Below are 12500 nucleotides of genomic sequence, written 5' to 3'. Positions count from 1 at the left end.
AAAAGGATGTGAAAAGATGATAGTTGCAGTAGATGGTATGGGGGGAGATTTTGCGCCAGTTGCTGTAGTGGATGGTTGTGTTCAAGCGGTAAAAGAAAGTGACATTCATATCATTATTACAGGGGCAGAAGAACTGATTAAAAAAGAGTTAAGCAAGTATGAATATCCAAAGGACAGGATAAGCATAATACATGCAGAGGAAGTAATAAGTACAAATGAGCCACCAGTTATGGCAGTAAGACGTAAGAAAAACTCTAGCTTAGTTAAAGCGCTTCAACTTGTGAAGGAAGGAAAAGCAGATGCAGTGATTTCTGCAGGAAGTACTGGAGCATTGATGACTGGAGCTACACTTATAATTGGAAGAATAAAAGGGATAGATAGGGTAGCATTGGCGCCTATAATGCCAGGAAAGAATGGGGCATTTATGGTTATAGATGCTGGAGCGAATGTAGACTGTAAACCTCAATATTTAATACAATTTGCCTTAATGGGAAAAATATATTTTGAGAATGTTTTAGATGTAAAAAATCCAACAGTAGGTTTAGTGAACATTGGTGCGGAGGAAGAGAAGGGAAATGAGCTTACAAAGAACGCCTATAAGCTCCTGAAAGAAACAAATTTCAATTTTGTAGGCAATGTAGAGCCTAGGGAAGTGTCTAATGGTGATGTAAAGGTATTAGTTTGTGACGGCTTTGTTGGTAATACCATATTAAAAATGTATGAAGGTGTAGCCTTAAATGTATTTAATATGTTAAAAGAAGAAATAATGAAATCATTTACCTCTAAAATAGGAGCTATTTTATTGAAACCAGTTTTTAAAAGCCTAAAGAAAAAATTTGATTACTCCGAGTATGGTGGTTCAGCATTTTTAGGGGCAAAGGGAATTTGTATTAAAGCTCATGGTAGTTCCGACAGTAAGGCTATTAAAAATGCTATAAAGCAAGCTGAAAATTGTTATGATAATAAAATAATAGATAAAATTAAAAAAGAACTAGAAGATATGGAAGAAGAACCATAAAAAGTAAATGTATTAATATAAAATAATTAAGTATAATAAATTTAGCAGTATTTGTATTGACGGTATAAAAGTTATGTAATATTATTTATGTAGAAAGCTTTTAGGAGGTGAGACTATTATGTTTGAAAAAGTTCAAAGTATAGTATCTGAGCAACTTGGTATTGGCGTAGAAGAAATAACTATGGAAGCATCCTTTATAGATGATTTAGGTGCTGATTCACTTGATATAGTTGAATTAATCATGGCTCTAGAAACAGAGTTTGATTTTGAAATACCAGATGAAGATGCTGAGAAGATAACTACTGTTGCAGACGTAGTTGAGTACATAAAGACTCATGTAGAAGAATAATTAGTTAAAGTCCCGTTATATACGGGACTTTATAAATTTATTAAAGAATTTTAAAATAAACAAATAAATAGAAGATAAGTATTTAATACTATTAAAGTGTAGTCTATCCTTGAGTTTGTTTAAAAACTAAAAGCAAGCTGAAGAATAAACTTCAAAAGGAGTAAGGTTTATCTATGACAGAAGAAATTGTATTTATGGAATTACAAGATAGATTGAAAATATGTTTTAAGAATAAGGAATTATTAAGGGTAGCTTTAACCCATAGTTCTTATGCAAATGGAAGAAAAAATATAAAGTTTAATGAAAGATTAGAGTTTCTTGGGGATTCAGTCCTGCAACTTACTATCTCTGAATATCTATTTTCGAATTATGGAAATAAATCAGAGGGAGAACTAACAAAGAGAAGGGCATTAATCGTTTGTGAAAATTCTCTTCATGAAATAGCAAAACGATGGGGAATAGGAAAGTATATAAAGATGAGCAAAGGCGAAGAGTTAACTGGTGGAAGAGAAAGGGTCTCTATACTTGCTGACTGTGTTGAGGCTATAATAGCAGCGATTTATATAGATAGTGGATTTGAAAACGCCAAAAAGTTCATTATAGAAAATTTTAAAGATACTATAGAAAAAGCTATAAAAAATAAAATAGTACTTGATTATAAAACTAAACTTCAGGAAATAATGCAGCAAAATGGAGAAATAAATATTAATTATTCTCTAATTAAATTCGAAGGACCACCGCATAGAAGAAAGTTTTATACACAGGTTTCAGTAGATGATAAAATTTTAGGAAATGGTATGGGATACAGTAAAAAGGAATCGGAGCAAAATGCAGCTCAAGAAGCACTGAAAGGTTTGGAGGAAAAGGATGAGTAAAAATCACTACATAATACCTATATTTGTATCACATGAAGGTTGTCCTCATAATTGTGTGTTTTGTAATCAGAACACTATAACAGGCAGTGAGGATAAAGTAAACTCAGAATTTACTAGAAAAACCATAGAAGAGTATTTAGAGACAATAAATAATGATAAGGCTGTAGTAGAGGTGTCTTTTTTTGGTGGAACCTTTACTGCTATAAATATTGAAAGGCAGAAAGAACTGTTAGCTGTAGCTAAGGAGTTTAAAGATAAGGGAGAGATAGATTTAATTCACTTATCTACAAGGCCGGATTATATAGATGATGAAATATTAGCTAACTTAAAGAATTATTCTGTAGATGTCATTGAACTAGGAGTTCAATCTTTAGATGAAGAGGTTTTAAGAAAGTCTGGAAGAGGACATTCGGAAGAGGATGTAATAAAGGCTTCTTCGCTTATCAAACAATATGGATTTACATTAGGTCACCAAATCATGCTTGGACTTCCTGGTGATACCTTTGAAAAAGATATCGAAACAACGAAGAAATCCATAGAAATGAAACCAGATATATACAGAATATATCCTGCCTTGGTTATTAAGGATACTCCTATGGAAATAATGTATAGAGCAGGGACATATAAACCTTATAATTTATATGAGGCTGTAGAAATTACAAAAATAGTGTACTCCATGCTTACTGCAAATAACATAAAAGTTATAAGAATAGGGCTTCAACCAACAGAAGAAATAAACAGTGGCAAAGAACTTATTGCTGGGCCATTCCATCCAGCTTTCAGAGAATTAGTGGAGGGAAGCTTATATAGCGAGCTTATATTACAACATGTCCCAGAAAATTACAATGGAATTCTAAGGATAAAAATTAACGGTAGAGAGTTATCAAAGCTATATGCAGATAAAAAGAAATTTTTTAATGACATGAAAAAACAATTAAAGACAGTAAGTATTCACGTTGTTCAAGATAATTCTGTAGATAGGGGAGAGATATCCTTGGTTCTTGAGGAAAAAGAGAAAAAAATGTCACTTACTAAATATATGATAACAAGGTATAAAGAAGGAAATCTTAGTGTTTTATAGAATTATATCCCTGTAAATATAACAACATTTGTAGGGAGGAATTATACATGGAAGTATTAAAGGTATCAGCTCAATCTCAACCAAAATCGGTAGCAGGAGCTTTGGCTGCAGTACTAAGAGATAATGATTCAGCAGAGGTTCAAGCAGTGGGAGCAGGTGCGGTTAACCAAGCTGTAAAGGCTATTGCTATTACCAGAGGATTTGTAGCACCGAATGGCATTGATTTAGTTGTTGTGCCAGCCTTTTCAGAAATAACCATTGAAGGCGAAGAGAGAACAGCTATAAAATTTATTGTTGAACCGAGATAACTTAAATTTGATAGAAAAACCCTGTGGCTAGCAGGGTTTTTTATTTTACAATTGATATTTTAATAATTATAATATAAACTATATAGTGCTGTATTAATAATAGGTAAATTAATTTTAAAGGGGTGTTTTTTATGAAAAAGAAGACTAGGGAAAAGATGAAAAAATTATTAGTTTTCTTTGTTGCATTCATATTCATTTTTAGCTTGCTTCCAATGTTATTTGGAAGATAAGGAGTGTACTTTTTATGTTTCTAAAATTTATTGAAATAAGAGGATTTAAATCTTTTGCAGATAAAACAGAACTAGTATTTAAAAATGGGGTTACTTCAATAGTAGGACCTAATGGAAGTGGGAAAAGTAATATTTCTGATGCAGTTAGATGGGTTCTTGGTGAGCAAAGTGTAAAGAGTTTAAGGGGAGGCAAAATGGAAGATGTAATCTTTGCAGGTACTCAATTTAGAAAACCTGTAGGACTTTGCCAAGTATCTCTTACGCTAGATAACGAAGATAAAAAGCTGCCTTTGGATTATACGGATATTACCATTTCTAGAAGACTATATCGCTCTGGAGAAAGTGAATATTATATAAACAATACTCAGTGTAGATTAAAAGATATTCACGAGCTTTTCATGGACACAGGTATAGGAAAAGAGGGGTATTCTATTATAGGTCAAGGAAAGATTGAGGCAGTTCTTAGTGGAAGACCAGAGGAAAGAAGAAGTCTTTTAGAGGAAGCTGCTGGTATAGTAAAGTTTAAATGGAGAAAAGAAGAGGCGGAGAAAAGGTTACAGAATACGGAGGCGAATTTAGTTAGAATAGATGACATACTAAGTACGTATCAAGAAAGAATTGAGCCTTTACGTATTGAGAATGAAAAAGCTAAGCGTTTTATAAAATTGTCAGAGGAACTCAAGAATAAAGAAGTAAATATAATTATTCATTCTATCGAAAAACTTCAAAAAAAAATAGAAGAAATTGAAGGATCAATTAGAGGAATGAATTTAAATGCCGATGAATTAAATAGCAGTCTTTTAAAACTGAAAGATGACATTCGAAACTGGAGTGAAGAAATAGAAAATCTGAATGCTAAGAATACTAATAATAGAAAAGAATATTATGATAGCAAATCTAGAAAGCAAGCCATAGAGTCTGAAACTAAGCTTTTAAATGAAAGATTAGCAAACCTTAATAGTATAATAGAAAAGAATTTGATAGAGTTAAAAGAAGTTGAGAGTAAAACAGATATCTTTTTATCTGATGAGGCTTTACAGGTTGAAGAAATTTCAAGCTTAAAAGCTAAGCAAACTGAAATAGATAAACAAATAAATGAATTAGTAACTGAAATAGAATCAATGGAAGCTTCCATTTTAGATAAAAGTAATTTGATAAAAAAATTAAAGGATGATCAAATAGAATATTTAAGTATTGCATCAAACCTAAAAAATAATATTGCTATTTTAAATAATGATATAGAGACAATTAAAGATAAAATAAGTAGTATAAGAAATTCCTGCGAAAGCTATTTGCATTCAATAAAAATTAATTCTAGTACTAAAGAAATACTTACAAAGCAGATAGAGGAAATAACAGGAAAGGTTGCTGAATTTGAAAGCAGAATCAAAAGCAATAAACAGCAAATTAATAGATTAAATGTTGATCTATCCGAGAGAGAAAAGGAGATTAAGGCTTTAAATAATCTTCACAGCAAATTAGAAGCAAATCATAATATGTTAGTTAACCTTGATAAACAATATGAAGGCTATAATAGAGCGGTAAAAGTCTTAATGGGAGATGTAATTAAAGGGAAGGCTTCTGTGGACAAAAATAGTTGTTTTGTTTTAGGTGAAATAATTAAGGTGGAAAAGAAATTTGAAACTGCAATTGAAATAGCATTAGGAGGGGCTATATCTGATGTCATAACTAAAGATGAGGATGTAGCTAAAGTACTTATTAAATATTTAAAGAGTAATAATATTGGTAGAGCCACTTTTTTACCTCTTACAATAGTTAAAGGCAAAAAAGTTTCGGGGGAAACGGAACTGAAAAAAATAGAAGGATACATAGGTGTTGCTAGCACATTAATAGGATATGAAGAGAGGTTTACCAATGCCGTTGAATACATATTAGGTAGAACTATTATTTGTAATGATATGGACAGTGCTCTTAAGATAGCAAAAAAAAGCAATTATAGCTTTAAGATTGTTACTTTATCTGGTGAGGTAGTAAATCCTGGTGGTTCACTTACAGGAGGAAGTCTTCAACATAGAAGTACCAATATTATTGGAAGAAAAAGAGAAATAGAGGATATAAAATTAAAATTAAAAGAAACGGAAGAAAATTTAATTAGAGTGACATCCAGTGGACAAAAGCTTGCAAAGGATATCAAATTGTTAGATGAAGAAAATTTAAATTTAAAAGATGAAGTTTATTTTCAAAACATAGAAACAACTAAGGTAAAAGGAAAAATAAACGCCATTGATACAGAAAGTGGAAAACTAAAGGAGAGTTTGCTGGTTTCAAATAAGGAAATAGAGCTGTTAAGTGATAAACTAAAAGAAAGCGTAAAAGAGTTATCTATAAAAGAAAAAGAATTAGAGGAGATTAAGAAAAATCAGAGTGGTAATGATGAATTAATTATTAACCTAGAGCAAGAATTAAAAGAAAAAAGTGATACAATTATTGATGGGAAAGAGAGACTTACTCATTATAAGATTAAGAAGGCTCAAATAGATGAAAACGTAATAAACAAAACTTCTGTATTGGAGAAAATTAAAGGCGACATTAATGACTTAAAGCTAAAGCAAAGGAAAATAGCAGATGAGAATAAGAAGTCAGATAGAAGTATAGAGGAATATGGTAAACAAATTATTATAAATAATGGGGAAGTAGAGAATATAGAAACCTATATTCTGAAGTTAGAAGAAACAATTAAGAATCAGGATATAGAGATAATAAAGATAAAAGAAAAGGTTAGTATACATAGTAAAAGGGTAGAAGACTTACAATTATTAATTAATAAAAAAGAAGAAGAATTACATAAAACTCAACTTGCTTTAGCAAAACATACTTCTGAAAAAGAGTCTTTATATTCAAAGTTAAACGATGAGTTAGAAATCACCTATGCTGAAGCTTTAGAGCATAAAAGAGAGATAGAAAATATCGATACTTATAAAAAAGATATTTTAAGTTTGAAAAATAGCATATCTGCTTTAGGTGTAGTAAATCTAGGAGCTATTGAGGAATTTAAAGAACTTATAGAGAAGGTAGGCTTTATGACCACTCAAAGAGAAGACTTAATAAATGCTAAGGAAGAGCTTTTAAGTTTAATAAATGAAATGACAGATAAAATGAAAATAGTATTTAATGAAAACTTTAACAAACTAAGAAAAAACTTTGATGAAACCTTTAAAGAATTATTTAAAGGAGGAAGTGCAGACTTGATTTTATCTGAAGGAGACGAACTTACAGGAAACATAGATATAACAGTGCAACCTCCAGGAAAGAAGCTTCAAAACATTAACTTGATGTCCGGTGGAGAAAAAGGACTTTCTGCCATTGCATTGCTTTTTGCAATTCTAAAGATGAAGCCTACGCCTTTCTGCATACTAGATGAGATAGAAGCAGCTCTAGATGATGCAAATGTAGTTAAATATGCAGAGTTTTTAAAGAAATTTTCAGAGAATATACAATTTATCGTGATAACTCATAGAAAAGGAACTATGGAAGCCAGTGATATATTATATGGCGTTACCATGGAGGAAAAGGGGATATCTAAGATAGTTTCTGTGGACCTAAGCAGAGAAGCTTCTTAGAGATATAAACCTATAATAACTGAAAGTCTAATAATTGACAGTATTAACTATATAATATATATGGACTAGAGGAAAACAGGGAATTAGTAATTGGAGATTAAAAAGAAAACTTTTATTTTTAATTCTTAGTTATCTAATTGCAGTTAAATATTGGAGGTATACATATGTTTGGTGGATTTTTTAATAAACTAAAAGAAGGATTAACTAAAACTAAGAATAATCTAACAGAAAAAATAGCAGATGTATTAAGTGGAGCTATGACAATAGATGATGACTTATACGAAGAGCTAGAAGAGATATTAATCACTGCTGATATAGGTGTTGAAACTACACTGGAAATTATAGATAAACTTAAAGTAAAGATAAGAGAAAATAAAGTAAAGGATCCAGCTTTGGTTAGAGATTACCTTAAAGAAGTTATTATAGAAATATTAGGAGAAGAGCAAGGTTCTATAAAGCCAAAAACTACTCCAGAAGTGGTATTGGTCATAGGTGTAAATGGAGTGGGTAAAACTACATCCATAGGAAAAATATCATCAAAGCTAAAAGATGAAGGCTATAAGGTTCTAATGGCAGCAGCAGACACTTTTAGAGCAGCGGCAATTGACCAGCTTGAGGTGTGGAGCAATAGAGCTGGAGTAGATATCATAAGACATCAGGAAGGTTCTGACCCAGCGGCAGTTGTTTTTGATGCTGTTCAAGCTGCAAAAGCTAGAAAAACAGATATACTTATATGTGACACTGCAGGAAGACTTCACAACAAGAAAAATTTGATGGATGAGCTAGGGAAAATAAATAGAGTCATTGATAGAGAGTTTAATGAGGCTCATAGGGAAACTTTGCTAGTATTAGATGCCACTACAGGTCAAAATGCAGTTCAACAGGCTAAGCAATTTATGGAAGTGTGTCCTATTGATGGAATAATTCTTACAAAACTAGATGGAACAGCAAAGGGTGGAATAGTAATTTCTATAAAGCATAGTCTCAATATACCTGTTAAGTTGATAGGCGTAGGGGAAGGAATTGAGGATCTACAAGAATTTAACCCTAGAGAATTTGCAGAAGCGTTATTTTAGGAAATCAGTTGGATTTTTAAGGGGCTTAGGTTATCTTAATCTAAGCCTGCTAAACTGCATAGTTGGTAGTGGATATCAGTAGTGAAAAAATAATTTTATGTGTTAAGTAAAAATACTTGACAGCCCTTTTAATCTTTGATATTATATATTTCGTTGAGTAAATTATGTGTCCTTTGATACATAATTGATTTAAAAAAGTTAAGGGAGTGGAAATGTAACTTTAAGGTTACAGAGTATCTCATGGAAGAAAGAATTAAGCTTTCAGTACTTTTAGATCTTTATGGTGAGTTGTTAACAGAAAAACAAAGAGATATTATGAATCTCTATTACAATGACGACTTATCGCTATCGGAAATATCAGAGATTACAAGTACCAGTAGACAGGCGGTACACGATATTATAAAAAGATGTAATAAGCTCATGATACAGTACGAAGAAAAGCTTCATCTAATGGAAGCTAAGATAAGAATAGAGGAAATAAAAAAAGATATTTTAAAGAAGATAGATTTGTTAAGTATTCAAGATGATGATAATATAAAAATATTGAGTGAAATAAAAAAATACATAAGTGATAGTATTTAGGAGGAATAACATGGCTTTTGAAGGATTAGCTTCTAAGCTTCAAGAAACCTTAAAAAAGCTCAGAGGTAAGGGTAAACTTTCTGAGAAAGATATTAAAGATGCTATGAGAGAAGTAAAACTTGCGCTTTTAGAAGCAGATGTTAACTATAAGGTAGTAAAAGACTTCATTAAGACTGTCAGCGAAAAATGTCTTGGAGAAGAAGTTCTTCAAAGTTTAACTCCAGGACAGCATGTTATAAAGATAGTAAATGAAGAACTTACTAGCCTAATGGGAAGTAACGAAAGCACCATTCAGTACTCTTCTAGCGGAATAACTATTATAATGTTAGTAGGGTTGCAGGGTGCAGGAAAGACAACTATGGCAGGAAAGCTTGCTCTTCAACTTAGAAAGAAGAACAAGAAACCTTTACTTGCAGCCTGTGATATATATAGACCAGCTGCTATAAAACAGCTTCAAGTAGTTGGAAAACAAATAGATGTACCGGTATTTACCATGGGAGATAAAGTATCTCCAGTAGATATATCTAAGGGTGCAGTAGAATATGCTAAAAACAATGGTTTAAATGTAGTAATAGTTGATACTGCTGGTAGACTTCATATAGATGAAGAATTAATGAATGAATTAAAAGATGTTAAAGACAGTGTTAAGCCAGACGAAATATTACTGGTAGTAGATTCAATGACTGGTCAGGATGCAGTTAATGTTGCAAATAGCTTTAATGATCAACTTGATATAAGCGGTGTAATACTTACAAAGCTTGATGGTGACACAAGGGGCGGAGCAGCACTTTCTATAAGAGCAATGACTGGTAAGCCTATAAAGTTTATAGGTATAGGCGAAAAAATGAGTGACTTTGAAGTGTTTCACCCAGATAGAATGTCCTCAAGGATATTAGGTATGGGGGATGTGCTTTCACTAATAGAAAAGGCTCAGCAAAGTATAGATGAAGACGAAGCTAAAAAAATCGGAAGTAGAATGCTCAGTCAAGAATTTAATCTTGAGGATTTTTTAGCATCAATGCAGCAAATGAAGAAATTAGGACCTCTTAATAAGCTAATAGAGATGATGCCTGGGGCCAATATGAAGGAACTCCAAGGAGTAGACTTAAGTTCTAGTGAGAAAGAGTTAGCTAAAATTGAGGCAATAATTAATTCTATGACTATAAAAGAAAGAAGGAATCCCTCTCTTATAAGTAGTTCGCCTTCAAGAAAGAAAAGAATTGCCCAAGGTTCAGGAACTACAGTTCAACAGGTTAATAAGCTTCTGAAGGACTTTGAGAATATGAAAAAGATGATGAAGCAGATGAAGGGAATGCAGAAGGGATTTAATAAAAAAGGACTCTTTGGTAAATTACCTTTTTAAAGGTTTAATATAAAGCTAAATAAGTAATTAACATAAGATAAAAAGTGTTTTACTATTAAAAGGAGGTGAAACAGATGGCAGTAAAAATGAGATTAAGAAGAATGGGTGCTAAGAAAGCTCCTTTCTACAGAATAGTTGTAGCAGATTCAAGATCACCAAGAGATGGTAGATTTGTAGAAGAAATAGGTTACTATAACCCATTAACTGAACCAGCTACTATTAAGTTTGATGAAGAAAAAGTTAATACATGGTTACAAAATGGTGCTCAACCAACAGACATCGTTAAGAAGCTTTTATCAAGAGCTGGATTAAAGTAGTCACTGGGGGTATAATAAATGAAAGAATTAGTTGAAATTATAGCTAAGTCACTAGTTGATAACCCAGACATGGTTCAAGTTAATGAAATTGCTGGAGAGCAATCTATAATTCTTGAACTAAAAGTTGCACCAGAAGATATGGGAAAAGTAATAGGAAAACAGGGAAGAATAGCTAAAGCTATAAGAACTGTTGTAAAGGCAGCAGCTATAAAAGAAAATAAGAGAGTTGTTGTTGAAATAATATAAGAGTTAGGTGCACCTAACTCTTTTATTTTACAAAAAAATAATCGATAGTAAGTTTGTTGAAAATAATTTTTAGTTTAAAGAATTAATAATATAATAAGGGTAAATATAGATAAAGAGAAAATATGTAATCAGGAGGAAATATCCTATGAAGCAGTTTTTGGCTGTTGGTCAGATAATAAACACTCATGGAATTAAAGGGGAGCTTAAAGTATATCCTTTGACAGATGACATAAAAAGATTTAGAAAGCTTAAAAAGGTTTACATAGATGGGGTAGAAAAGGATGTAGTATGGTGTAAACTGCAAGCAGATAAAGTTATACTAAAAATAGAGGGAATAGACTCTATGGATGATGCAGTTAAATATAAACAAAAGTATCTGGAGGTTTCTAGAGAAGATGCGGTTAAACTTCCAGAAGGGAGCTATTTTGTTGCAGATATAATAGGTTGTGAAGTAATAGATGAAAATGATACAGTTCTTGGAAAGGTTTATGACGTAATCAAGACTCATAGTAATGATGTGTACTGGATTAAAGAACCAAAGGAACTTTTGATTCCAGCCTTAAAAGACATTATAATTAGCATGGATATTGAAGATAGAAGAATAGTTATAAAGCCGGTGGAAGTATGGCAGGCATAGGGATGAAAATTGATATACTAACACTCTTTCCAGATATGTTTAAGATATTTGACCAAAGCATAATAGGGAAAGCTCAAGAAAAATCTATTATAGAGGTAAATACCTTTAATATTCGTGACTATACATTAAATAAACATAAAAAGGTTGATGATTATCCTTACGGTGGAGGTGCAGGAATGGTAATGGCACCTCAGCCTATAGTAGACTGTATAAGAACTGTTAAAAAAAACAATAAGGGTAAGGTGATTTTTTTAGGGCCTAGAGGAAAGACTTTTAATCAAAATATGGCAAGAGAACTTTCAGAGGAATCAGAATTAATTTTCCTATGTGGTCATTATGAGGGGATAGATGAAAGAGTATATTCCTATATTGACATGGAGATATCACTAGGAGACTTTGTTCTTACAGGAGGAGAAATGGCTTGCATACCTATAGTAGATAGTATATGCAGAATGGTGCCAGGAGTCCTCTCAAGCAGTGAAAGCTATACAGAAGAATCTTTTTATAATGGAGTCCTGGAATATCCTCAATATACTAGGCCTGAGGATTTCGAGGGAAAGAGAGTTCCGGAGATTTTAACCTCCGGCCATCATGAAAATATAAGAAAATGGAGAAGACTTCAATCCTTAAAATTAACCAAAGATAGAAGACCAGATTTATTTGCTAAACTAGAATTTTCGAAAGAAGATAGAAAATTGTTGAATAGTGATAAATTTAAGGATTATTAAAGGATTTACAGGAAAAAATTAAATTTAATATTGAAATATATATGTATGTATGATAGAATATTCTTCGTGCTACACAGGCGTTCCGCTGTCTGCAATTATGCTGGGCATG

General features: G+C 31.9%; 13 protein-coding genes. All 13 read left to right on the top strand.

Translation table 11 applies throughout. The features are described from left to right. Positions 1–16: 16 nt before the first annotated feature. The 13 genes from plsX to trmD all read left to right on the top strand — a co-directional run bounded on the left by plsX (position 17) and on the right by trmD (position 12391). Positions 17–1018, top strand: a complete 1002-nt coding sequence (plsX, locus tag N4T77_RS09595) for a phosphate acyltransferase PlsX (RefSeq protein ID WP_261671565.1) — start codon at positions 17–19, stop codon at positions 1016–1018. A 115-nt stretch (positions 1019–1133) separates the two neighbouring features. Beyond that, positions 1134–1367 (top strand): acyl carrier protein, encoded by a 234-nt coding sequence (gene acpP / locus N4T77_RS09590; RefSeq protein WP_315903166.1) that lies wholly within the window; start codon positions 1134–1136, stop codon positions 1365–1367. 173 nt (positions 1368–1540) lie between these two features. Next, positions 1541–2242: a ribonuclease III gene (gene rnc / locus N4T77_RS09585; RefSeq protein WP_261671563.1), complete on the top strand. Its 702-nt coding sequence runs from the start codon at positions 1541–1543 to the stop codon at positions 2240–2242. Continuing rightward, positions 2235–3323 (top strand): elongator complex protein 3, encoded by a 1089-nt coding sequence (locus tag N4T77_RS09580; protein ID WP_261671562.1) that lies wholly within the window; start codon positions 2235–2237, stop codon positions 3321–3323. Before rnc ends, N4T77_RS09580 begins: the two co-directional genes overlap by 8 nt. Before the next feature lie 47 nt (positions 3324–3370). Further along, a complete protein-coding gene (locus tag N4T77_RS09575) occupies positions 3371–3631 on the top strand; it encodes a stage V sporulation protein S (protein ID WP_261671561.1) in 261 nt (86 codons plus the stop codon). A gap of 244 nt (positions 3632–3875) precedes the next feature. Beyond that, complete coding sequence (gene smc, locus N4T77_RS09570) at positions 3876–7442, top strand: chromosome segregation protein SMC (RefSeq protein WP_261671560.1); 3567 nt, start codon at positions 3876–3878, stop codon at positions 7440–7442. A gap of 164 nt (positions 7443–7606) precedes the next feature. Further along, complete coding sequence (ftsY, locus tag N4T77_RS09565) at positions 7607–8518, top strand: signal recognition particle-docking protein FtsY (protein WP_261671559.1); 912 nt, start codon at positions 7607–7609, stop codon at positions 8516–8518. Between the two features lie 240 nt (positions 8519–8758). Next, a complete protein-coding gene (locus tag N4T77_RS09560; RefSeq protein WP_261671558.1) occupies positions 8759–9100 on the top strand; it encodes a putative DNA-binding protein in 342 nt (113 codons plus the stop codon). Positions 9101–9110: 10 nt separating this feature from the next. Continuing rightward, on the top strand, positions 9111–10463 hold the full coding sequence (ffh, locus tag N4T77_RS09555; protein WP_261671557.1) for a signal recognition particle protein: 1353 nt from the start codon (positions 9111–9113) through the stop codon (positions 10461–10463). Positions 10464–10537: 74 nt separating this feature from the next. Then, positions 10538–10780, top strand: a complete 243-nt coding sequence (gene rpsP / locus N4T77_RS09550; protein ID WP_261671556.1) for a 30S ribosomal protein S16 — start codon at positions 10538–10540, stop codon at positions 10778–10780. A gap of 18 nt (positions 10781–10798) precedes the next feature. After that, positions 10799–11026: a KH domain-containing protein gene (locus N4T77_RS09545; protein ID WP_261671555.1), complete on the top strand. Its 228-nt coding sequence runs from the start codon at positions 10799–10801 to the stop codon at positions 11024–11026. A 145-nt stretch (positions 11027–11171) separates the two neighbouring features. After that, on the top strand, positions 11172–11663 hold the full coding sequence (gene rimM, locus N4T77_RS09540) for a ribosome maturation factor RimM (protein ID WP_261671554.1): 492 nt from the start codon (positions 11172–11174) through the stop codon (positions 11661–11663). Beyond that, on the top strand, positions 11660–12391 hold the full coding sequence (gene trmD / locus N4T77_RS09535) for a tRNA (guanosine(37)-N1)-methyltransferase TrmD (RefSeq protein WP_261671695.1): 732 nt from the start codon (positions 11660–11662) through the stop codon (positions 12389–12391). The genes rimM and trmD overlap by 4 nt, the downstream gene beginning before the upstream one ends. Positions 12392–12500 lie beyond the last annotated feature (109 nt).

This window comes from Clostridium sp. CX1 (genome assembly GCF_025398335.1).
GTDB lineage: Bacteria > Bacillota > Clostridia > Clostridiales > Clostridiaceae > Clostridium_AM > Clostridium_AM tanneri.
Note: the sequence above shows the minus strand (reverse complement) of the source record. Positions and strands in the feature narration are given on the sequence as shown.